Origin of the sequence: Actinotalea fermentans, assembly GCF_007991475.1 — a bacterium.
In the GTDB taxonomy this organism is placed as follows: Bacteria; Actinomycetota; Actinomycetes; order Actinomycetales; family Cellulomonadaceae; genus Actinotalea; species Actinotalea fermentans.
Window position 1 is genome coordinate 119,561 of the sequence record NZ_BJYK01000008.1, and the last position, 22,723, is coordinate 142,283.

Below are 22,723 nucleotides of genomic sequence, written 5' to 3' on the forward strand. Positions count from 1 at the left end.
CCGCGCGTCAGATCACGGCGACGGAGACCCGGCCGATGCCGTAGCCCGTCACGTTCAGCTCCATGTCGAGCCGGCGGACGTACGCGGTGACCCACTTCGCGACGTCGGGCGGCAGCGCCTCGCGCGGCGCGTACGCCTCGTAGAGCCGCACGTGCGGCGCGTGCGCGTTGTTGAACAGCGACGCCGCGACGTTGAGGATCTCCGCGGTGTTGTCGTAGAGCGCCGGCGTCATGAGGCCCTGCTCGACGGCGTCCTTCGCCGTGGCGGCCGGCAGCAGGGCGATGGCGGCACCGACGTGGCAGGCGAGCGCGAGGTCCATGACGATGAGCGCGCGCAGCTTGAGCATGTCGTCGACGTACACGCCGACGACGGCGCCCGGATGCTGCCCGGGGTCGACCATCCCCGTGCCGAGCACCGCACCGACATCTCGGCCGAGCAGGCCCTCGAGCAGCTCGCGGACCTCGAGGGCGGCGGGCAGAGGTGTGGCGTTCATGGGACTCACTCCAGGAAGGGGTCGATCGTCTCTCGGAAGATCTCGGCAGTGAACGGCTTCGCGATGAGGAAGAGCGCTCCGGCGGCCTCGGCCTGCTTGCGCATCTCGGGCGAGCCCTCGGACGTCACGAAGGCGAACGGGACGTCGCTGCCCTGGGCCCGCAGGGCGCGCAGCAGCTCGATGCCGGTCATCTCGGGCATGTTCCAGTCGGAGAGCACGAAGTCCGGGTGCGTCGACGCGACCATCTCGAGCGCTGCGGCGCCGTCGGGGGCCTCGCTGATCTCCCACCAGTCGTACCCGGCCTGGCGCAGGGTGCGGATGACGATCTGCCGCATGACGCGGCTGTCGTCGGCGACGAGGACCTTCATCGGGTCCACCTCCTCGAGGTCGGGGCGGGACGGGTCGACGGGTGCGTCACGGCAGCATCCACAGGCTCAGGACCAGCAGCCGGCCGCGCCAGTCCAGCGAGAGCGTGTGCAGCAGCCCGCCCTCGGTCGTCGGGCGCTCCTTGGTCACCTCGGGCAGGGTCAGCACGCTGTGGTCCGGGCCCAGGGACTTGACGTTCCCGCCGACCACGTTGGCGACCTCCCCCAGTGCGTCCACGATGTCAGCGTGGACCACCGGCTCGTCGGGCGCGAGGCCGAGGAGCGCGCGGGTGACCTCGACGGCCGTCGTGGTCTCGGTGGAGAGCAGCACGCGGCCGTTCATCGGCCCGGTGACGTCCACCCACGCGAACAGCTCGTCGACCGGCGCGGGGGGCGCGCCCTCCCACGGCCGCACGAAGCCGGGCTCGCCGTCGATCATCGCGGCGAAGACCTCCGAGGCGATGTCGTAGACGGGGTCCGTGCCTTCGAAGGCCTGCACGTCGATCTCGAAGCTCATGCGGACTCCTCCAGTTCGACCAGCCCGAGGAGCTGGAGCTTGTCCCGGATCGCGTCCGGGGTGAACGGCTTGATGAGGTACTCGTGGGCGCCCGCGGCCAGGGCCCGGACGATCTGCGCCTGCTCGCTCTCGGTGGTGACCATCATCAGCGTCACGTCGCGCCACTTGCGCTCGCGCCGGACGGCGGTGACGAAGCTGAGCCCGTCGAGCACCGGCATGTTCCAGTCCACGCAGGCGAGGTCGACCTCGAGACCGGCGTTCATGGCGTCCAGCGCCTGCTGGCCGTCGGCGGCCTCGGTCACCTCGAACCCCAGCGGGGTGAGGATGCCCGTGACGATCCTGCGCATGGTGCGCGAGTCGTCGATGACGAGTGCCTTCATGCTGCCCTCCGCGAGTCGGCACGGTAGACGGCACCTCGACCGACCGGGACGCGCTCCCAGCTGTCGTCGATGCCCATGGTGGTCTCGGCGGCTCCGAGCAGCAGGTACCCGCCCGGGCGCAGCGCGCGCTGCACCCGCCGGAGCACCTCCTGCTTGGTCGCCAGGTCGAAGTAGATGAGGACGTTGCGCAGGAACACGACGTCGAACGGCCCGCCCACGGGGACGGACTCGAGCAGGTTGTGCCGCGCGAAGCTGACCTGCGCGCGCAGCGCGGGGGCGACCTCCCACTCGGCGCCGACCCGCGCGAAGTGCCGCACCAGCATCGGCGCCGGCAGGCCGCGGTTGACCTCGAGCTGGTTGTAGCGCGCCCGCTTGGCGCGGTCGAGCATCTCGGCCGACAGGTCGGTCGCGAGGATCCGCACCCGGCTCGCCGGCAGGACGTCCGCGAGCGCCATCGCGATCGAGTAGGGCTCCTGCCCGCTCGAGCACGCGGCCGACCAGATGCGCAGCGTCGGGTCCGCCCCGACCCGCGTGCGCGACGTCAGCTCGGGCACGATGTGGTCGACGAGCGCGCGGAACGGCTGCGCGTCGCGGAACCAGGACGTCTCGTTGGTGGTCAGGGCGTCGACGATCGACTCGAGGTGCTCGGGCCGCCCGGCCGCGCGCAGCCCACGCACGTACGCGTCGACGTCGGCGACCGCGGCCGCGCGGGCGAGCGGCAGCAGCCGGCCCTCGACCAGGTACTCCTTGCCCGTCTCCAGCACGATGCCGCTGCGGCGTCGCACCAGGTCGGCCACGAAGGCGAAGCTCTCGGCCGTGATGCTCATGCGGCGCCACCGCCCGCGCGACGGACCGGATCGCTGCCCGGCCCTGTCGTCACGTCGCGCGACCCGGCACGCGTCACCGCCCGCACCACGGCGGGGGCGACGTCGTCCAAGGGCAGCACCGCGTGGGCTCCCGGCCCGGTCGCGACGGCGCCCGGCATTCCCCACACCACACTCGTCTCCTCGTCCTGCACCACGACCCGGCCACCCGCGGCCAGGATCTTCTCGACGCCCCCACGTCCGTCCGCGCCCATCCCCGTGAGCACGACGGCGAGCTGGTCGCCCCCGTAGGCGGCGGCGGCTGAGGCGAACAGCACGTCGACCGACGGGCGGCAGTAGTTCACGGGCGGCCCCTGCTGGAGCCGTGTGCGCACCGTGGCGCCCGACCGGACGACCTCCAGGTGCTGGTCGCCCGGGGCGATGTACACCGTGCCGGGCACGAGCAGCTCGCCGCCGGCGGCCTCGACGACGGTGCTCGGGCCGAGCCGGTCGAGGCGCGAGGCCAGCTGCCGCGTGAAGACCGGCGGCATGTGCTGCACCACGACGACCGGGACCGGCAGCGGGGCCGTCAGGCCGCGCAGGACGTGCGACAGGGCCTCCGGCCCGCCCGTGGAGGAGCCGATCATCACCGCCCGCACCGTGCCGCGCTCGGGCGGCGGCAGGACCTTGACGGCCGCGGCGGCGCGCGGGGCGGCCGCGCTGGCCGCCGTCGGGCGCTCGGTCCGGGCGGGCGCCTGCCGACGCGGGCCGGCGAGGGCGATGATCCGGGGCACCAGGTCGTTCGCGACCCGCGACACCGCCTCGGCGACGCTGCCGTGGCCGCTCGGCTTGGTGACGTAGTCCGTCGCACCGGCGGCCAGCGCGTCGAGCGTCGCCGCCGCTCCCCGCTCGGTCAGCGTGGAGAACATGATCACCGGCATCCGGTGCCCTGCCCGGCGGAGCGCCCGCACGGTCGAGATGCCGTCCATCACGGGCATCTCGATGTCCATCGTGACGACGTCGGGCTTCAGCTGGTCGACCTTGCCGAGCGCGATCTGCCCGTTCGCGGCGACGCCGACGACCTCGATGCCCTCGTGGTCCTCGAGGGCGAGCGTGACGAGTCGCCGGACGACGACCGAGTCGTCGACCACGAGCACGCTGATCGGTGGCACGGGCCCTCCTGGGCGAAGGTCTGGGGCGCCGGCGCGCGGGGCGTCGGCACATGCTTCTGATCGGCCGCCGGGGGGTCTTCGTGAGACCTCCCCGGCGGCGACCGGTTCAGTTGGTCGTCCCTCAGTAGGTGAAGGCGTCGACGCGCGCACGCAGGTCCTCCGACATGCGGGCGAGCTCGCGGATGGAGGTCTCCATCTGCTCCAGGACCTCGGTGGTGGACTGCGCGGACGTGGCGACGCCGGTGATGTTCGCGGCGATCTCGCTCGCGCCGGTGGCGGCCTCGGTGACGCCGCGCGACATCTCGTTGGTCGTCGCCGTCTGCTCCTCGACGGCTGAGGCGATGGTCATCTGGTAGTCGTTGATCTGCGCGATGATCGACGAGATCTCGCTGATCGCCGCCACCGCGCCGTCGGTGTCGGCCTGGATGGCCTCGACCCGGCGGGCGATGTCCTCGGTCGCCTTGGCCGTCTCCTGCGCGAGCTCCTTGACCTCACCGGCCACGACCGCGAAGCCCTTGCCGGCCTCTCCCGCCCGGGCGGCCTCGATCGTCGCGTTCAGCGCCAGCAGGTTCGTCTGCTCCGCGATCGTCGTGATCACCTTCACCACGTCACCGATCTCCCGCGAGCTCACCCCCAGCTTCGCCACCGTGTCGTTCGTCGACACCGCCACCGCCGTCGCCTGCTCGGCGACCTTCGCGGCCTCGTGCGCGTTCTGGGCGATCTCCCGGATCGAAGCACCCATCTGCTCCGCACCCGCGGCCACCGCCTGCACGTTCCGCGACACCTGCTCCGCCGCCGCGGCCACGACACCGGCCTGCGCCGACGTCTCCTCCGCACCCGCAGCCACCTGCGCACCCGACGCCGACATCCCCTCGGCCGACAAGGCCACCGCGTCGGCCACCTCGACGACACCACCGAGCGTCGTGCGCAGCGACTGCTGGGCCGCGCCGAGAGCACCGGCCATCCGGCCCAGCTCGTCGTCGCGCTCGACCACCGGCGTCCGGGTGAGGTCGCCGCCGGCCATCGCGTCCACGGAGTCCTTGACCGCGAGCACCGTGCGCCGGATCGCGTTGGCGAACCACCAGCCGAGCGCGAGCGCGATCGCGACGCCGACCGCGGCCAGGACGAGCTGCGTCCGCTGGGCGCCGGCCGCCTCGTCGTCGGCGTGGCTCGCGATCTCCTCGGTCAGGGCGCCGACCTCGAGCTCGACCTGGGTGAGCGCCTCGACCATGACGCCGCCCTTCTCGGCTGCGCCGGCGTCGCGCACCGCGGCCCACTCCTCCGGGTCACCGGTCATCGCGGCGTCCAGGAGGTCGCCGTCGACCACCACCTGGTAGTCGTCGAACGCGGCCAGGTAGGCGTCCCATCCCTGGGGCGCGCCGCCGTCGGCCTTCTCGAAGGCGGCGAGGAAGGTCGCCTCGGCCTCGTCGAGCGCGCCGTAGGCGGCCTGCAGCTTGTCGACCTGCGCCTGCTTCATGTCGAGCGGGTAGGCGCCGATCGCGGTGACGGTGTTCCGCACGGTCCAGACGGAGTCCTTGAGCGCCGTGAGGGACGTCGCCACCTCGGTCTGCGCGTCGGCGAGGCGCTCGGTGTCGGCCCGCAGGCTGCCCACCGCCGCACCGCCCAGCGCGGCCATCGCCGCCAGCTCCGCCGCCAGGATGGTGACGACAGCCATCATCTTCATCCGGATCGGCACGTCCTGGATCGTGCGACGGCGGCGTGTGCTGGCAGTGACGGACATGGTGGGCTCCTCGTGCGGGGCGGCCCTGACGATGGCCGCCCACTGCCCAGACGATCGGACAAGATCACCCGGCGTTGACCGTTTCGAGCGGGTGACGTGCCAGTAACGAGCCTGCCGACGGGCGGGCGGTGCCGAGAACGAGGCGGGCCCCGCTCCGTCGTGCGGAGCGGGGCCCGTGGTCGATGCCCGGCGGGGTCAGACCCGGAACGCGCCGACGCGGGCGCGCAGGTCCTCCGACATGCGGGCGAGCTCGCCGATCGCCGCCTCCATCTGGGCCAGCACCTCGGTGGTGGACTGCGCCGCGGTCGCCACACCGGTGATGTTGGCGGCGATCTCGCCCGCACCCGTGGCGGCCTCGGTGACGCCGCGCGACATCTCGTTGGTCGTCGCGGTCTGCTCCTCCACCGCCGACGCGATCGTCAGCTGGTAGTCGTTGATCGCGGCGATGATGTGGGTGATCTCGCCGATCGCCGCCACGGCGCCGTCGGTGTCCGCCTGGATGGCCTCCACCCGGCGGGCGATGTCCTCGGTCGCCTTGGCCGTCTCCTGCGCGAGCTCCTTGACCTCACCGGCCACGACGGCGAAGCCCTTGCCGGCCTCGCCCGCCCGGGCGGCCTCGATCGTCGCGTTCAGCGCCAGCAGGTTCGTCTGCTCCGCGATGGTCGTGATCACCTTGACGACGTTCCCGATCTCCTGGCTCGACGTGCCGAGCCGCGCGACCTGCTCGTTCGTCGAGGCGGCGACGCTCGTCGCCTGCTCGGCGACCTTCGCCGCCTCGTGCGCGTTCTGCGCGATCTCCCGGATCGAGGCACCCATCTGCTCGGCACCCGCCGCCACCGCCTGCACGTTCCGGCTCACCTGCTCCGCCGCCGCGGCGACGACGCCGGCCTGCGCCGAGGTCTCCTCCGCACCCGCCGCCACCTGTGCGCCCGACGCCGACATCTCCTCCGCGGCACCCGCCACCGCGACGCTGGTCTCGGACACGCCGACCAGCGCCTCGCGCAGGGCGCGCTGGGCGAGCACGAGCTCGTCCGCCATCCGGCCCAGCTCGTCGCGGCTGCGGACCGCCGGCTCGGCGGTGAGGTCGCCCGCCGCCATGGCGCCGACGCTCCCCTGCACCTCGGCGACCGCGTTCCGGATGGTGCGCGCCACCTGGTAGCCGAGCCCGAGCGTCACCAGGCCGATGACGCCGAGCAGGATGAACATCGTCCGCTCGGCGGCCCGGCCCTCGTCGGCCGAGTCCTGCGCGACGCCGCCCGTGTAGGCGACCACCTCGGCCGCGACGGCGTCGAGGGCGTCGACGAACGCCCCCTTGACCGGCTCGGCCTCGTCGAGGAGCACCTGCTCGAACGTCTCCCGGTCGTCCTCGAGCGCCGCCGGGATCAGCTTCGTGTCACGGATCTGGCGCCACTGCGCCCAGCCGTCGACGAACGCCGTCCAGTTCTCCGACAGGAGGTCACCGACGGCGGCCTCGAACGCGGCCATGGCCGCGTCGACCTCGGCGTCGTTCGCGTCCTGGTCGGCCAGCCAGGCCTCCTTCTGCGCGTCCGACGGCGCCGCCGCGACCTGCGCGACGATCATCCGGGCCTTCAGCTGGCCCTGGTGCACCGTCTGCAGGGGCGCCGAGACGCTCGCCTGGACGAGCGCGAGCGAGCCGGCGTTCTCCGACAGGCTCCGCATCGAGGACACCGCGACGACGCCGCTGGCCAGCGAGCCGACCAGGAACAGCACGACGGTGCCCAGGATCTTGTTCCGCACCGAGCCGGTCACGGCCGACAGGCCGAACCGCGCACGCCGCGGCGCGGCCGGCGGGCCGGCGGGCGGGCGCGGCCCGGCGTCGGGCGCCGTGCGCTGGTGCGGCACGTCCGCGAGCGCGCTGGAGGGCCGGCGGGGAGCTTGCGTCGCGAGAGCCATCGGGGATCCTTCCCTTGGTCGGGTCTGACCGGCAGATCGGCTGGTCGGAGCCGTCTGTGACCCCTCTCACGAGGTGAGTTTCGGGGCTGACGAAGCGGACGATCTTGACCGGTCGGGAGCGGGGCTGCGAGGGGCCACCGGAGATTCACCCGGCTGCGCTCGTGCACCGGCGTCCGACGGGTGGGAACGTCGAGACGGACCGGTCGCGCCAGGTTGTGAGCCCGTCGGCGCGACCGGTCCGTGTTCGTGGCGGGTGGGCGGCGCGGGTCCCCCCGCGCGCGCCACCCGGGTCTAGTAGGTGAAGCTGGCGACGCGGACCCGCAGGTCCTCCGACAGCCTCGCGAGGTCCCCGATGGAGGACTCCAGGTCCGACATCGACGCGCTCGCCTGCTGGCTCGCCGCGGCGACACCGACGATGGTCTCGGCGATCTCGCTCGAGCCGCCGGCCGCCTCGGTGACGCCCCTGCCGATCTCGTTCGTCGTCGCCGTCTGCTCCTCGACCGCCGAGGCGATCGTCAGCTGGAAGTCGTTGATCTGGGCGATGATCTGCGCGATCTCGGCGATCGCCGTCACGGCCGAGCCGGTGTCCGCCTGGATGGCGTCGACGCGGCGGGAGATGTCCTCGGTGGCGGCCGCCGTCTCGCGGGCCAGCTCCTTGACCTCGCCTGCCACGACGGCGAACCCGCGGCCCGCCTCGCCGGCACGCGCCGCCTCGATCGTCGCGTTGAGCGCCAGCAGGTTCGTCTGCTCCGCGATCGACGTGATGACCTTGACGACCTCGCCGATCTCCTGCGACGACGTGCCGAGCCGGGCGACCTGGGCGTTCGTCTCCGCCGCCATCGCCGCCGCCCGCGCGGCCACGGCCGCGGCCTCCTGCGCGTTCTGGGAGATCTCGCGGATCGACGCGTCCATCTGCTCGGTGCCCGCGGCGACCGCCTGCACGTTCAGGCTGACCTCCTCCGCGGAGCCGGCGACGACGCCCGCCTGCTCGGACATCTCCTGCGTGCCGGCCGCGATCTGCTGACCCGCCGCGGACATCTGCGACGCCGCGCTCGCGATCGTCCCGGACGCCTCCGCCACCTCGGCCAGGGTCGCGCGCAGCGTGCCCTGCGCCCGGGTGAGGCCCATCGCCATGCGCCCGAGCTCGTCGTCGGACAGCACCCTCGCGTGCACCGTGAGGTCGCCGCGCGCGAGGGCCTCCAGCGCGGTCTGCACCTCGCGGACCGAGCGGCGCACCGAGCGGGCGACGAGGACGCCGGCCGCGACGGCGAGCAGCGCGCCCGCCGCGATGACGAGGGTGACGAGCAGCCGGGTCCGGTCCGCGTGCGCCTGCGCGGTCGCGGCGACGTCCGCCATCTGGGTGCGGACGGTCTCCCGCACGTTCTCCAGGTCGAGCACGAAGCCGTCGGCGAGCGGCTGCGCCGCGGAGAGGCGGATCGACTCGAACTGGAGCAGGTCGCCCTCCTCCGCCGCGGGCACGAGGTCGTCGTCGCGGATGGCCCGCCACATGTCCCAGCGCTCGAGGAAGGACGCCCAGTCCTCGTCCGGCGCCGCGCTCTCGGGCCCGATGTGCTCGTTCACGAGGCCGATCGCGAGGTCCACGTCCTGGTCCGCGGCCGAGATCCGGCCGAGCCACATCTGGCGCTGGGCGGTCGACCCGGCGGCCGCGACCTGGGCGATGACGAGCCGGGCCTCGGCCTGCGCGCGCTCCACGGCGGCCAGCCCGTCGCCCAGGCCCTCCTGCGTCTCGACCACGGAGGCGGTGTCCTCCGCGAGGCTCGTCATGCCGGCGACGGCGACGCTGCCCGCCAGGGCCGCGGCCACGACGAGCACGGCGACGACCCCGAGGATCCGGGCCGAGATGCCGAACCGCAGCCACCGCAGCCCGCGTCTGCGGTCGGCCGGCGCGGCGTCCTCGGGCCCTCGGTCGGCGCCGTCGGGCAGGTCGACGCCGTCAGGTGCGGCGCCGTCGGCGTCCGCGATGCCCGCGGGGGCACCGGACCTCCGCCGCCGCTGCACGGGCACGCGCCGGGCGAGGTGGGCGAGCCGGGTCAACGCGGCCGAGCGCTCCTGGGGGCGTTCCTCGGCCGACTCGTCTGCAGGGGCGGTCGCGACGTCGTCGGCCGACGGTCCTGGCATCCGTGCCATCCGGCTCTCCTCCATGCGTCGGTGCAGTCGTGCTGCCGTGCTGTCGTGCGGTCGTGCTGCCGTGCTGTCGTGCTGTCGTGCGGTCGTGCGCGTCGGGACGGACGCTGCGGGTCCGCCGTCAGGCCGCCACGGCGCGCTCGACGTCGAGGGCGAGCAGCAGGCGGTCCTCGAGCTTGTAGGCGCCCTTGACGAACTGGCGCAGCTCGGGGGCGAGGGTGCTCGGCGGTGCCTCGAACGACTCGGGGTCGACCTCGATGACGTCGCCCACCTGGTCGACGAGCAGGCTCACCGGCTCACCGTGCACCTGGACCACGACCATCATCGGCTCGGCACCCTCGGGCGCCGGGGCCAGGCCCAGGCTCACCCGCAGGTCGATGGCGAGCACCACCTGGCCGCGCAGGTTGACGAGCCCGGCGCTGGCCGCGGACGCGTGCGGCACGGGGGTGCGCGGCTGGTGCCGCAGCGCCTCCTGCACCCGGATCACGTCCACCCCGTACAGCGAGCCGTCGACCACGAACGTCGCGAGCTGGTCGGTCATCTCACACCCCCACCAGGTCGGCCGCGGCGTCCGCGGCATACAGGTCCTCGTCGAAGAAACGCGGGTCGGCGGAGCTGACCACCGCGCGCACGTCGAGCAGCTCGGTCACACGGTCCTTCAGCACGGCCGAGCCGACGAGCACGTCGCCCGCGACGTCGCTGTGCCGCGTGCCGTCGTCCTCGACGATGTCGACGATCTCCGTCACCGCGATCGCCACGGAGCGCGCACCGCGCGTCGCGACGATGACCGTGAGCTCGCCGTCGGTGTCCGCGTAGGTGCCGAGCACGTGCGGGAGCCGGACCAGCGGCGTGATCGCGCCGCGGTACTGGACCACCTCGCGGCCGCCCACCACCTCGACGACGTCGGCCGGCAGCTTCTCCAGGCGCGTCACCTCGGCGAGCGGGATGGCGACCCGACGGTCGCCGCCGATGCCGACCACGAGCAGCTGCTCCGTGGTGGCGACGGCCGACGTCGCGTCGCCGGCGCGCAGGTCGGCGTCCTCGGCCTCGACCACCATGGCGCGGCGCACCAGGCCGGGCACGTCGAGGATGAGCGCGACGGCGCCGTCGCCGAGCAGCGTCGCGCCGGCGTACAGGCCGATCGCCTTGAGCTGCGCGGCCAGCGGCTTGACGACGATCTCCTCGCTGTCGAGCACGCGGTCGACCACGAGGCCGAACCGGGTGTTGTCCGCCTGCAGGACCGCCACGACCACGCCGGCGTCGGCGGGGCGCGACCTGAGCGCGAGCACCTCGCGCAGGTCGACGAGCGGGAGCAGCTCGCCGCGCAGCCGGTAGACCGGCGCGGCGTGCACGTGCTCCACGGACGTGCTCGGGTCGTCGAGCGCGACGAGCTCGAGCAGGCTGGACTGCGGCAGCGCGTAGGTCTGGTTGTCGCAGGCCACGAGCACCGCGGGCATGATCGCGAGAGTCAGCGGGATGCGCATCCGCCACGTCGTGCCCTTGCCGACGACCGAGTCGACATCGACGGCCCCGCCGATGGCCTCGATCCGGGTGCGGACGACGTCCATCCCGACGCCGCGGCCCGAGACGTTCGTCACGGAGGTCGCGGTCGAGAACCCGGGGAGGAACAGCAGCCGCAGGATCTCGGCCGGCGGCATCGCGTTGATCTGCTCCTGCGTGCGCAGGCCCTTGCGCACCGCAGTCGCGCCGACGCGGTCCGGGTTGATGCCCGCACCGTCGTCGGACACCTCGACGACCACCTGGCCGCCCGCGTGGTAGGCGCGCAGGGTGACGACGCCGGTCGCGGGCTTGCCCGCACCGGTGCGGATGGTCGGCGGCTCGATGCCGTGGTCGACGGCGTTGCGGACCAGGTGCGTCAGCGGGTCCTTGATGGCCTCGAGCAGGCTGCGGTCGAGCTCGGTGTCCCCGCCCGTCATCTCGAGGCGGACCTGGCGGCCGCACGACGCGGCGAGGTCGCGGACCATCCGCGGCACCTTCGACCAGACGTGCTCGATGGGCTGCATGCGCGTCTTCATGACGCCTTCCTGCAGCTCGCCGGCGACGAGGCTCAGGCGCTGCGAGGCGCGCGCGAGGTCGATGCGGCCGTCGGCCTCCGCGAGTCGCGCGATGGCGTTGCGCGCCAGCACGAGCTCGCTGACCTGGCGCATGAGTGCGTCGAGGACCGCGACGTCCACGCGGATCGCCTGCTCGGCGGCGCCGCGGAAGGTGCCGGTCTCGGCGGCCGGCGGTGCCTCGGGGGTGGTGCCCGCGGGCGCGGCGTGGGCGGTGTCGACGGCCACGGGGGCCTCCTGGGGGGATGTTCGGTGCTCGGGCTCGGGCTCGGGGTCCGCGGTCTCGTCGGCGGGCGCCTCGGCGGGCTGCTCGTCGGCGGGCGCGGCGGCGGCCGCGTCGGCCAGCGCGAACGTGGGTGTCCACGCGGCCTCGCCGTCGTCGAGGGCCGCGAGGGCAGCCTCGCTCAGCGGGGCCGGGGCGACGGGCGGGAGGACCTCGGGTGCGGCAGGCTCGCTCGGGTGCGGGACGGCGGCCGTGCGCTTGATGCGCGGCGTCCGGGCCGGCGCGGGCGCGGCGGCGGCATCCGCAGCGGGCTCGGCAGGCACAGCGGGCTCGGCGGCGGGCGCGGCGGCGGCCGCGTCGGCCAGCGCAGCGGGCGCAGCGGCCACGGCCCCGTCGGACGACCCCGCGGCGGCGGCGGACGCGGCGGCCTTCCGGGCCGTCGCCTTGATCGTCGTCTTGGGCGCGGCGGCGGCGACGGGGACCTTCACGGCGGCCGTGCCGTCGAGGACGGCCTGCAGCTCGGCGACCACCGGGTCCACCTCGACGGCGCCCTCGCCGCCCTTGGTCTCGATCGCGGCCAGGAGGGCACGCACGGCGTCGACCATGTGCAGCAGCGCGTCGGCCGAGGTCTGGTCCATCGTGCGCTTGCCGTCGCGCAGCTCGGCCAGCAGGCTCTCGCCGACGTGCGTCAGGCGCTCGAGCTTGCCGAACGCGAGGAAGCCGCTCGTGCCCTTGATCGTGTGGATCGTGCGGAAGATGCTCGCGAGCAGGTCCCGGGAACCGGGCGAGCTCTCCAGCGCCACGAGGTCGGAGTCGAGCTGGTCCAGGTTCTCGTGGCTCTCCACGAGGAACTCGCGGACGATCTCGTCAACGCCCTCCACAACGCCTCCTTGGCACTCTCCCGGTCCTCCGTGACAGCCTCACCATCGGCCCGAGGGGCGCCGATGTGAGCCGTCCGGACGCGTGCGACCGGGCGAAGTGCCGCGACCCGCGGTGCCGCGGGCGCAGGGAGCGCCGTCAGGCCCGGCGCAGGGAGCGCCGTCGGGCCGGGCGCAGGGAGCGCCGTCGGACCCGCCGTCGGGCCGGGCGTCAGGCCTCGGCGCTGGGCTTCGCCGGGGCGGCCGGCTTGGCGGGGCGGGTCGGACGCAGGGCGCGCAGCGAGTCGAGCGCGGCGTCGTCGACCGCGGCGGCCTCCTGGTTCGCCTTGGTCACCGCCTCGAGGATCTCGGCACGGTTGACGCGCACGTGGCGCGGTGCGTCGATGCCGATGCGCACGCCGTCGGAGCGCACGTCGATGACGGTGATGACGATGTCGTCACCGATCACCAGACGTTCGCCGACGCGGCGGCTCAGCACGAGCATGCGGCGAGACTATCCGCTCTGCTGCCCGGCGGCGCCCCGCACACCAGGCGAAGGCGGCCCGGGCGGTTGCCCCGCCCCGCGACCGGCCCTGCGCCCGGCGAGCGGCGTCGCGGTCAGTCCCAGTCGGCGTCGTCGGCGAGGCGCTCGCTGAGCAGGGCCGCCCAGACCAGCGCGGTGGCCGGCAGGCCGTCCACCCAGCCGACCGGCACACCGACGTCGAGCACGACGCCGGGCGCCTGCGCCTCCTGCGTGCCCACCACCGCGAGCGCGTCGACGGGTCGCTGCGCGCCCACCGCGCGCACGAGCCGCCGCATCTCCCCGACCCGCAGCCGCGCGTCCAGGACCACCCAGGCCTGGTCCGGCGCGAGCGCCGCGAGCAGCGTCGCCGCCTCCGCGTGCGCGGCCGCACCGGCGCCGATGCCGAGCGCGACGACCGTCGGGACGTCCGTGCGCCGGCGCGAGCGGTGGCGCGCCGCGGCCGCCACGGTCAGCAGGCGCCGCCCGTGCCCGGCGACGGAGTCGATCTCGCCGGCGAGGAGCACGTCCCGCTCGTCGAGGCCCGCGCGGCCGGCCATCTGGCTCGCGGTCCGCAGGGCGTGCTCGCCCGCCCCCGCGACGACGACGGTCGCCCCGGGCTCCAGGCGCACCGCCGGCGGCCGGTCGAACCGCCGCACGAGCATCGACAGCGGCACGGGATCGGTCAGGCTCGCGAACCCCTCGAGCAGCCGCACGGGCACCCCGAGCTCGAGCAGCCCGGCCGCGGTGGCGCCCGCCCTCTCCTCCTGCCTCTCCTCAGAGACGGCGGGCGTCGGCTCGGGACCCTCCTCGATGTCGGCCTCGCCGTGGAGGCGGGGGAACACGAAGGGAACGGGGCCGGCAGAGGCGGCCGGGCCGGGCGCCTCGTCGGGGTTCGGCTCGGGCATCGCAGGCGTTGGAGGCGCGGGCGGGGCGCCGGCCTCGCCGCCGACGCCGGACCCAGCCACCGGAGACACCGCGACCCCCGCAGTCTCGCCCTGACCCACCATGGCGCGGACCGACGCGAGGACCTCGGCGAACTCGGGGCCGGCCGTGGAGACGGGCGGCGCCTCCGGCTCGAGGTCGACGGACTCGACGGCGTCGTCGGCCGCGTCAGCGGCCGCCATCAGGGCGTCCAGGCCGCCGCCCCCGTGCGTCGCGCGCCACCGCTCCTGCGCGGTGGGCGCGTCCGGGACCTCCACGGTGAGCTCGTAGTGCTCGCGCGCGAAGAAGCCCGCGAACCCGCCGGTGCGGATCCGCTCGGCCTTCACCACCCGAGCCGCCGGACCCATCTCCTCGCGGATCCGGATCATGAGCTCGGGGAGGTCGTCACCGTCCAGCAGCAAGCGCGTGGGCATCCTCGATCACTCCCCGGGTCTCGATGCGCAGGCCGGAGTTCGTCACCTCCGGGTAGGAGAGGACGGCGAGGCCCGGCATACCCAGGGAAACCGTACGGCGCAGAGCGGGTCGCAGTCCCGGCGCACACACCAGGACGACGTCGTGGCCCGCGTTCTCGGCGGTGGACACCACGCGGCGTGCGGCCGACAGGAGCCGGTCCGCGCGAACCGGGTCGATGAGCAGCTGCGAGCCGTCGGGCCCCGGCCGCACGGACTCCAGGAGCGTCTGCTCGAGGCCGCCGTCGAGCGTGACGACGCCGATGGCGCCGTCGCGCGCGTACGGGGCGGCGAGCGCGGGGCCGAGCGCGGTCCGGGCGGCCTCGACGAGGCTCTCCGGGTCGGTGCTGACCTTGGCCCGCAGGGTGAGGCCCTCGTAGATACGGCCGAGGTCGCGGATCGGCACCTGCTCGGCGAGCAGGCCCTGCAGGACGCGCTGCACCTCGCCGAGGCTGAGCAGGCCCGGGACCAGCTCGTCGACGACCGACGGGTTGACGGCCTTCACGCCCTCGGTGAGCACGCGGACGTCCTCGCGCGAGAGGAGCCGGCCGGCATTCGACTCGATGATCGCGCCGAGGTGGGTGATGAGCACCGAGACCCGGTCGACGACGGTCGCGCCCACCATCTCGGCGGCGGACCGCAGCTCGCTGGGGATCCACTTGCCGGGCAGACCGAACACCGGCTCGACGACGGCGGTGCCGCCGATGCCGTCGAGGTTGTCGCCGAGCGCGAGCAGCCGGCCCGCGGGCGCCTCGCCCCGGCCGACCTCGACGCCCGCGATCCGGACGACGTACGTGGAGCGCGGCAGGTCGACGGAGTCGCGCGTGCGCACGGGCGGCACGACGACGCCGAGCTCGAGCGCGATCTTGCGGCGCAGGGCGCGCACGCGCGAGAGCAGGTCCGCCTCGGTGCCGCTGCCGACGAGGTCGACGAGGTCGGGGGCGAGCAGGATCTCCAGGGCCGGCACGCGCATCTGCTCGATGAGGGCCTCGGGGGTGTCCGGGTTGGCCGCGGTGACCGGCTCGGTGGCCGCGACCTCGGCGGCCGTGGCCTCGGCCGACTTGGCGCGCTGGGCGGCGAGTAGCAGCGCCGCGCCGACCAGCACGAACGGGATCTTCGGCATGCCCGGGACGAGCGCCAGGCCGATGGCCGCGGCACCCGCGATCTGCAGGGCCATCCGGCTCTGGGTCAGCTGGTTGCCCGCCGTCGTGCCCATATCGGACTCGCTCGTGGCGCGCGTGACGATGAGGCCGGTGGAGACCGACATCAGCAGGGCCGGGATCTGCGTGACCAGGCCGTCGCCGACGGTCAGGAGGCTGAACTTCTCGATGGCCTCGCCCGCGGACATGCCCATCTGCAGCATGCCGACGGCGAACCCGCCGATGAGGTTGATGACCGTGATGACGATGCCGGCGATGGCGTCGCCCTTGACGAACTTCGAGCCACCGTCCATCGCGCCGTAGAAGTCCGCCTCGGCGCCGACGTCGGCCCGGCGCCGGCGCGCCGTGTCCTCGTCGATGAGGCCGGCGTTGAGGTCGGCGTCGATGGCCATCTGCTTGCCGGGCATCGCGTCGAGGGTGAACCGCGCGCCGACCTCGGCGACGCGGCCCGCACCGTTGGTGATGACCGCGAACTGGATGACCACGAGGATCAGGAAGATCACGAGGCCGATGACGAGCGACCCGCCGACCACGAAGTGCCCGAACGCGTTGATGACCTCGCCCGCGTAGCCGTCCTTGAGGACCAGGCGCGTGGACGCCACGTTGAGGCCGAGCCGGAACAGCGTGAGCACCAGCAGCAGCGACGGGAACACCGAGAAGTCGAGCGGCCGCTTCACGTACATGCTGGTCAGCAGCACGACGAGCGACAGCGAGATGTTCACCACGATGAGCACGTCGAGCATCGCCGCCGGCAGCGGGATGATCAGCAGCAGGACGACGCCGACCACGCCGATCGGCACGGCGAGCTGGACCGGGCGACCGTTCATCGGTGGGCCTCCTTGCTGCGGGACTGACGGGACTGACGGGGCGACGGGTGCGAGGCGGGCGGCGGGCCGGTGCGTCTCATGCGGCCACCGGGACCTCGGTCGGGCCACCCGGCGGCCGGTGCAGGCCGGTGGCGGCGCCGCGGCGGCGCAGGGCCATGACGAACGCGAGGATGCGGGCCACCGCCATGTACAGGTGCGGCGGCACCTCCTGCCCGAGCTCGCACGCGGCGTGCAGGGCGCGCGCGAGGGGGACGTCCTCGACCATCGGGACGTGCTTCTCGGTCGCCTTCGCGCGAATCCGCGCCGCGACGTGCCCGGCCCCCTTCGCGACGACCTTCGGCGCACCCGAGCCGGGCGTGTACTTCAGCGCGACGGCGACGTGCGTCGGGTTGACGAGCACGACGTCGGCGCCCGCGACGTCGGCGATCATCCGGTTGCGGCTCATCGCGAGCTGGCGGGACCGGATCTGGGACTTGACCAGCGGGTCGCCCTCGGTCTGCTTGTACTCGTCGAGGACCTCGCGCTTGGTCATCCGGGTCTGCTTGCGGTTGCGGCGCATGACGACGAACACGTCGGCGGCGGCCAGGACGAGACCGGCGATGACGGCCGTCCGCATGAGGTTGCTGGTGCCGCCCGCGACGGTGTCGAGCACCTGCGACAGCGAGTGGGTGCCCGAGCCGAGCAGCAGCGGCACCATGCCCTGCACCACCGTGTAGAGCACGAGCCCGATGGCGCCCGCCTTCAGCGCCGCCTTCACGCCCTGCCACGCGGCCTGCATGCCGAAGAGCCGCTTCACGCCCGCGGCCAGGTTGAACTGCTTGAACGTGGGCTTGAGCCGGTGCGTCGACGGGTGGATGCCGCCCTGCACGGCGGTCGCGGCGATGGCGGCGAGCACGACGACGGCGGCCAGCGGCGCGAGCGTCGGCAGCATGGACCCCAGCCCGTCGCCCAGCGCGGTGACGGCCTGCTCGGGGTCGGGGCTCGCGATGACGTCGCGCAGCAGCGCGAACTGGTCGCGGCCGGCGCTGGCCCCGGCGGTCAGCACGACGGGCAGCACGAGCGCGGCGGCGCCGATGCCGAGCCAGGCCGACAGGTCCTGCGAGTGCTGCAGGCGCCCCTTGCGGCGCGCCTCCTTCATCCGCTTCGGGGTTGCCTTCTCGGTGCGGTCCTGGCCGTCGCTCATCGCGCCACCTCCAGCACGGTGGTGACGGCGTCGCCGGTGAGGGCGCCGACGATCTCGGGCAGGGCGAGGTACGCGGAGACCCCCAGCACGATCGTGAGCAGGATCTTCAGCGGGAAGCCCAGCGCGAACGCGTTGAGGGCCGGCGCCACCCGCGTGAGCAGGCCGAGCCCGACGTCGGCGAGGAACAGCACGGCGATCAGCGGCCCGGCGATCTGCAGCGACGCGATGAACATGTCCGTCAGGCCGGTCGTGGCGGCCTGGCCGAGGGCCGCGAGGTCGAGGGGCGTGCCGATCGGCAGCGCCTCGAACGTCCGGCTGAGCCCGGCGATCATCAGCTGGTAGCCACCGGAGGCGAACAGCAGCACGACGGCGCTCGTCTGGTACAGCCGGGAGAACTGGGCACCGTTGTTCATCGCCATCGGGTCGAAGGCCTGGGCGAGCTGGAAGCCACCGAACAGGTCGATGAGGTTGCCGGCCGACGTCACGGCGCCGAAGACCAGCATGACCAGGAAGCCCAGCCCCGCCCCGATGACGGCCTGCAGCGCGACGCCGCCGAGGAACTGCGCGGTGCCGGACGCGATGGTCGTCCCGAGCTCCGGGCCGCCGGCCGCGATCGCGCGGGGCGCGACGAGGAGCCCGAGCGCCGTCGCGAGCATCGCCTTGACCGTGCCGGGGATGCCGCGGTGCGCGAAGGGCGGCGCGATGACGAGGAAGGCGGCGATGCGCACGCCCGCGAGCATCACCACCTCGAGGCCGGCCAGGGGAAGGGTGATCACGGCTGCCTCAACCGCCCAGGAGCTGCGGGATGCGCTCGAACAGGTCGGTGGTGAACGTGACGATCTCGGAGATCATCCAGTGCCCGGCGACGAGCAGCGCGATGCCGACGGCCAGGGCCTTGGGCACGAAGCTGAGCGTGACCTCCTGGATCTGCGTGATCGACTGGAGCAGCGAGATCCCGAAGCCCACGACGAGCGCCGTGATGAGGATCGGCGCCGCGAGCTTCGCGGCGACCAGCAGGGCGTCGAGCCCGATGTCGAGGACGGCGTTGGTGTCCATCAGCCGTAGCTCCCCACCAGCGCCGTGACGATCAGGCCCCAGCCGTCGACGAGGACGAAGAGCAGGAGCTTGAACGGCAGGGACACCATGACCGGCGGCAGCATCATCATGCCCATCGACATCAGCGACGAGGACACGACGAGGTCGATGACGAGGAACGGCACGAACACGACGAAGCCGATGATGAAGGCGCTGCGCAGCTCCGAGAGCAGGAACGCCGGGATGAGGGTGAGGATGCCGACGTCCTCCCGGGTCTCCGGGTTCGGCTGGTCGGCGGCCCGGGTGACCAGGGCGAGGTCGTCCTCGCGGGTCTGCCCGAGCATGAACTCGCGCAGCGGGTCCGAACCCGCCTCGACCGCCTGGGAGAACGTGACGTCGCCGTCGAGGTAGGGCTGCACGCCGACCTCGTTCACCTCGCCCAGCACCGGGCCCATGATGAACAGGCTGATGAAGAGGCTGATTCCGGCGAGCACCTGGTTCGGCGGCACACCCGTGAGGCCGAGCGCGTTCCGGGTCAGCGCGAGCACCACGAAGATCTTCGTGAAGCTCGTCATCATCAGCAGCAACGACGGCGCGACCGAGAGCAGCGTGATCGCCAGGAGCACGACGACCGAGCTGTCCGGGGTGCCGTTGACGCCGTTGATGTCGATGGTGACGGTCGGGTCGTTCGTCGGGGCCGTCGGCGGCGTGGGCGCCACGGGCGGGGCCGGGTCGACGACCGTCGCCACCTGCGCCGTCGCCACCTGCGCCGTCGTGACCGGCGCCGTCACCTGCGCGGCAGGCACGGCGGGCGCGGCCGATGCCGGCGCGGCGCCGAGCAGCAGGCCGGCGCCCGCGAGCACGAGCGCGCCGGCGAGGGCACGGGCCCGACGCACGCCCCGAGAGGCTCGACCGGGCCGGTCACCGAGGCCCTGGTCGGCCCCGGCGGAGGTGGCGATCAACGACGAGTGGTCCGTTCCTGCACCGCAACCACCGCCTGGCGCCACGTCGTGGCGTCCAGGACCGATCCCTCGAGAGGGTTGCGCTGCTTGGGGACCGCGGGCTTCCGTGCCGCGGGGGCGGATGGGGTGGAGGCAGCCGTCAGGGACTCCCCCGACGACGGGCTGAGGGGCTGCTCGAGCAGGCGCTCGAGCTCGGCGGCGTCGAGGGTCTCCCGGCGCTCCGCGGCCGACGGCTCGGCGGGCTCGGGCGCGACCTCCGTGAGGAGCGTGACGCCGTGCTCGCTGACGCCCAGCAGCAGGCGGCGCTCGCCGACGGCCACGAGGGCCACGGACGTCCGCCCGCCGAGCGACTGGCGCCCGACGACGGCGAGCTGCAGCGAGGTGCGCGGCCGCAGGAGGCCGCGGCCGCCCTTGCCGCCGGCACCGGTGGCGCGGCCGCCCGTGCGGCGCGCGAGCCACCAGAGCAGCCCGAGCACGGCCGCGAGCGACACCGCGACCCGCAGCACGAGCACCGCCGACGACGTGTCCATGTCAGGCCTCGTTGGCCACGATCTCGGTGATCCGGATGCCGTAGTCCTCGTCGACGACGACGACCTCGCCGCGCGCGACGAGCCGGCCGTTGACCATGACGTCGGCGGGCGAGCCGGCCGCGCGGTCGAGCTCGAGCACCGTCCCGGGCACGAGCTCGAGGACCTGGCGGACGGGCAGCCGGGTCCGGCCGATCTCGGCGGTGAGGGTGAGCTCGACGTCGTGCAGCAGGCGCAGGGCCGCCCGGTCGCCCCCGGCGCCCTGGCCGGGCCGGACGCCGTCGCGCTGCTGCGGGACGGGCGTGTGCGTACGGGTGCGCAGGCCGAACCAGGCCTGGGGGGCCTCGCCCGGCGCGGGCGCCAGCGCGATGGCCGCGACGCCCGGCTCGGCGAGGTCGCCGTCGAGGGAGCCGGCGACCGCGGCGTCGAGGACGCCAGGCCCGAGCGTCGCGGCGGCGGCCTCGAGCGCGGGGCGCATGGCGTCCGCGAGCGAGACGGCGCCCGCGGACGCGAGCACCTGGGCGACGGCCGCGTCGGCGACGACGACGAGGTCGGCGCTGACGCCGCCGACGAACGAGGCGCGCACGGCGACCGCGTCGGGGGCCGGCGCCTGCGCGGCGTCGAACGGCACCGGGACGAGCGGCACGACCGACGGGAGCAGGCGCGCGAGCTCGCTCGCGGCGGCCTGGGCGACAGCCAGGTCGGTCGAGGCGTTCGTGGTGGGGGCCATCATTCCTCCGAGGTGACGACGAGGCAGGCGAGCCGGGAGCCGCTGGTCCCGATGGCGGCGGTGGCGAGCGGCACGTCACCGACGACCACGCTGAGCGGGGCGTCGGCGCGGTGGCGCAGCGGGATGACGGTGCCGGGCTGGAGGCGCGCGACGGCGTCGGCGGCCACGGTCAGGGGGGCGAACCGGACGGCCACCTCGACGGGGACGTCGAGCACGTTCTCCGTGACCCGCGCCTGGGCGGCCCGGTGCGCGGCCACCTCCTCCGGCGTCCGGTTGTCGAGGTGCTCACCGGCCCGCAGCGACGCGAGCAGCACGTCGGCCGGGACCATCAGGGTCGCGAGGGCCTCGCGGTCGGAGACGATGAGCGCGAAGGTCGCGACGATCACCGGCTCCGAGGCAGCGGCCGCCTGCACGAACTGCGGGTTGTACTGCACGGAGCGCACCTGCACGTCGAGCGGCGCGACGGAGGTGAAGGCGTAGCTGAGGTCGCGCACCGCGTGCTGCAGCAGCTCGCGGAAGAGGGACCACTCGATCTCGGTGAGCTCGCGCTCGGTGTCGAGCGGCACGCCCGGACCGCCGAGCATGGTGTCGATCCAGACCATCGTCATGTCGAGCGGGAGCTGCAGGACGCCGGTGGAGCGGCCCGGCTCGACGCCGCACAGCACCATGGTCGTCATGGCCGGGAGGCCGCCGACGTACTCGTCGTAGGACTTCATCTCGACCGACTCGAGCGTCACCGACGCCACGACGCGCAGGCGCGACGTGAGCTGCGTGCCCCACTGGCGGGCGAAGGTCTCGAACGCCATCTCGAGGACGCGCCCGTGCTCGCGCGCGAGCGTCATCGGGCGGCGGAAGTCGTAGGTCTCGGGCACGCCGGACCGCTTGCGCCGCTTGGGCGCCTGGAGGTCCGCGACTGTCACGTGCTGCCCATCGGCAGGCGCGCAGGAGCCATGAGGGAAAGTGGGTGGGCGAGGTCGACGAGAGGTTCCTCGCGTGCCGGCTGGCCCGGCGGGCATCCGTCGCGACGACGGCGGGGGTGCCGTCCATGGCACCGTGGCGGCCGGTGGGTCGACGTCCGCCCGGAGGCGGGACCCGCCGTGCGGGCGGGGGGCGTCGGTCCGGCTGACCCAGTCCTATTGGGTCACGTAGTCCGTGAAGTAGACGTCCATCACCTCGCCCTCGTACGCGTCCTCGAGCTGCCGCAGCAGCTCCGCCTTGAGGGCGTCGCGGCCCTCCGCGGTGGTGACCTCGGCGACCGGGCGCTGCGAGAACAGCGCGACCACCAGGTCGAGCGCGCGCGCGGTGTCGGGCTCCTCCGCGACGTCGGCCGTGAGCTGGAGCCCGATGCCGATCCGCAGGTAGTGCCCGTCCGCGAGGTTCAGGCTGATGGGCTCCACCACGACGACGGAGCCCGGCTCGGGCGCGGGCTCCTCGACGGCGGCCGCGGCCGCGCCGCCGGCCGGGGGCGCCGGCTTGAGCAGGAACCAGTACGCGGCCCCGCCCGCCAGGAGCACCACCAGGGCGATGACGAGCAGCTTCGTCTTGCCGCCCTTCTTCTTCCCGTCGTCGGCCGGCTCGGGCGCGGGCGCGGGCGCGGTCGGGCGTGCGCCGATCTTCGGCTTGCTCGCCACCACTCGCTGCTCGGTCATCTGGCTCACCTCGGCTCCTCCCGTCCTTGCTTCGTCCGGCGCGCGGTCCGCGCG

The 22,723-nt window shown here is 74.0% G+C and carries 22 protein-coding genes; all 22 read right to left on the reverse strand.

From position 1 onward, the window contains the following. Window positions 1-7 precede the first annotated feature (7 nt). Window positions 8-493 carry a hypothetical protein gene (locus AFE02nite_RS11740; RefSeq protein WP_034248529.1) on the reverse strand — a complete coding sequence of 162 codons (486 nt, stop codon included), beginning with the start codon at window positions 491-493 and terminating at the stop codon, window positions 8-10. Window positions 494-498: 5 nt separating this feature from the next. After that, window positions 499-861: a response regulator gene (locus AFE02nite_RS11745; RefSeq protein ID WP_034248535.1), complete on the reverse strand. Its 363-nt coding sequence runs from the start codon at window positions 859-861 to the stop codon at window positions 499-501. 46 nt (window positions 862-907) lie between these two features. Then, a complete protein-coding gene (locus AFE02nite_RS11750) occupies window positions 908-1,375 on the reverse strand; it encodes a chemotaxis protein CheX (protein WP_052114000.1) in 468 nt (155 codons plus the stop codon). After that, window positions 1,372-1,755, reverse strand: coding sequence for a response regulator (locus tag AFE02nite_RS11755; protein ID WP_034248528.1), 384 nt, complete (start codon window positions 1,753-1,755; stop codon window positions 1,372-1,374). The genes AFE02nite_RS11750 and AFE02nite_RS11755 overlap by 4 nt, the downstream gene beginning before the upstream one ends. After that, window positions 1,752-2,582 (reverse strand): CheR family methyltransferase, encoded by an 831-nt coding sequence (locus AFE02nite_RS11760; RefSeq protein WP_146819703.1) that lies wholly within the window; start codon window positions 2,580-2,582, stop codon window positions 1,752-1,754. The genes AFE02nite_RS11755 and AFE02nite_RS11760 overlap by 4 nt, the downstream gene beginning before the upstream one ends. Beyond that, entirely contained in the window at window positions 2,579-3,730 is a 1,152-nt protein-coding gene (gene cheB / locus AFE02nite_RS11765) for a chemotaxis-specific protein-glutamate methyltransferase CheB (RefSeq protein ID WP_146819704.1), read from the reverse strand. The genes AFE02nite_RS11760 and cheB overlap by 4 nt, the downstream gene beginning before the upstream one ends. Window positions 3,731-3,851: 121 nt before the next feature. Further along, entirely contained in the window at window positions 3,852-5,471 is a 1,620-nt protein-coding gene (locus AFE02nite_RS11770) for a methyl-accepting chemotaxis protein (protein ID WP_034248912.1), read from the reverse strand. Window positions 5,472-5,666: 195 nt separating this feature from the next. Continuing rightward, entirely contained in the window at window positions 5,667-7,385 is a 1,719-nt protein-coding gene (locus tag AFE02nite_RS11775; RefSeq protein ID WP_146819705.1) for a methyl-accepting chemotaxis protein, read from the reverse strand. A 291-nt stretch (window positions 7,386-7,676) separates the two neighbouring features. Next, window positions 7,677-9,533 (reverse strand): methyl-accepting chemotaxis protein, encoded by a 1,857-nt coding sequence (locus tag AFE02nite_RS11780; protein WP_261765595.1) that lies wholly within the window; start codon window positions 9,531-9,533, stop codon window positions 7,677-7,679. A 118-nt stretch (window positions 9,534-9,651) separates the two neighbouring features. Beyond that, window positions 9,652-10,071 carry a chemotaxis protein CheW gene (locus AFE02nite_RS11785; protein WP_034248726.1) on the reverse strand — a complete coding sequence of 140 codons (420 nt, stop codon included), beginning with the start codon at window positions 10,069-10,071 and terminating at the stop codon, window positions 9,652-9,654. 1 nt (window position 10,072) lies between these two features. Beyond that, window positions 10,073-12,706: a chemotaxis protein CheA gene (locus AFE02nite_RS11790; RefSeq protein WP_146819706.1), complete on the reverse strand. Its 2,634-nt coding sequence runs from the start codon at window positions 12,704-12,706 to the stop codon at window positions 10,073-10,075. A 208-nt stretch (window positions 12,707-12,914) separates the two neighbouring features. Next, window positions 12,915-13,187, reverse strand: coding sequence for a carbon storage regulator CsrA (gene csrA / locus AFE02nite_RS11795; RefSeq protein ID WP_034250130.1), 273 nt, complete (start codon window positions 13,185-13,187; stop codon window positions 12,915-12,917). A gap of 113 nt (window positions 13,188-13,300) precedes the next feature. Then, window positions 13,301-14,560 carry a hypothetical protein gene (locus tag AFE02nite_RS11800; RefSeq protein WP_146819707.1) on the reverse strand — a complete coding sequence of 420 codons (1,260 nt, stop codon included), beginning with the start codon at window positions 14,558-14,560 and terminating at the stop codon, window positions 13,301-13,303. Then, window positions 14,532-16,583, reverse strand: coding sequence for a flagellar biosynthesis protein FlhA (locus AFE02nite_RS11805; protein WP_034248347.1), 2,052 nt, complete (start codon window positions 16,581-16,583; stop codon window positions 14,532-14,534). The genes AFE02nite_RS11800 and AFE02nite_RS11805 overlap by 29 nt, the downstream gene beginning before the upstream one ends. A gap of 76 nt (window positions 16,584-16,659) precedes the next feature. Beyond that, window positions 16,660-17,766: an EscU/YscU/HrcU family type III secretion system export apparatus switch protein gene (locus tag AFE02nite_RS11810; RefSeq protein ID WP_034248345.1), complete on the reverse strand. Its 1,107-nt coding sequence runs from the start codon at window positions 17,764-17,766 to the stop codon at window positions 16,660-16,662. Then, window positions 17,763-18,506: a flagellar biosynthetic protein FliR gene (locus tag AFE02nite_RS11815; protein WP_052113980.1), complete on the reverse strand. Its 744-nt coding sequence runs from the start codon at window positions 18,504-18,506 to the stop codon at window positions 17,763-17,765. Before AFE02nite_RS11815 ends, AFE02nite_RS11810 begins: the two co-directional genes overlap by 4 nt. Before the next feature lie 43 nt (window positions 18,507-18,549). Continuing rightward, the gene (fliQ, locus tag AFE02nite_RS11820; protein ID WP_034248343.1) at window positions 18,550-18,822 is read right to left on the reverse strand and encodes a flagellar biosynthesis protein FliQ; all 273 of its coding nucleotides are present in this window, start codon (window positions 18,820-18,822) and stop codon (window positions 18,550-18,552) included. Beyond that, window positions 18,822-19,565 (reverse strand): flagellar type III secretion system pore protein FliP, encoded by a 744-nt coding sequence (gene fliP / locus AFE02nite_RS11825; protein WP_052113979.1) that lies wholly within the window; start codon window positions 19,563-19,565, stop codon window positions 18,822-18,824. Before fliP ends, fliQ begins: the two co-directional genes overlap by 1 nt. Window positions 19,566-19,759: 194 nt before the next feature. After that, window positions 19,760-20,293 carry a FliO/MopB family protein gene (locus tag AFE02nite_RS11830; RefSeq protein WP_146819708.1) on the reverse strand — a complete coding sequence of 178 codons (534 nt, stop codon included), beginning with the start codon at window positions 20,291-20,293 and terminating at the stop codon, window positions 19,760-19,762. 1 nt (window position 20,294) lies between these two features. Continuing rightward, on the reverse strand, window positions 20,295-21,020 hold the full coding sequence (fliN, locus tag AFE02nite_RS11835) for a flagellar motor switch protein FliN (protein WP_261765596.1): 726 nt from the start codon (window positions 21,018-21,020) through the stop codon (window positions 20,295-20,297). Beyond that, window positions 21,020-21,940: a flagellar motor switch protein FliM gene (locus AFE02nite_RS11840; protein WP_052113920.1), complete on the reverse strand. Its 921-nt coding sequence runs from the start codon at window positions 21,938-21,940 to the stop codon at window positions 21,020-21,022. Before AFE02nite_RS11840 ends, fliN begins: the two co-directional genes overlap by 1 nt. A gap of 213 nt (window positions 21,941-22,153) precedes the next feature. Further along, window positions 22,154-22,669, reverse strand: a complete 516-nt coding sequence (locus AFE02nite_RS11845; RefSeq protein WP_034247858.1) for a flagellar basal body-associated FliL family protein — start codon at window positions 22,667-22,669, stop codon at window positions 22,154-22,156. Between the last annotated feature and the right edge of the window lie 54 nt (window positions 22,670-22,723).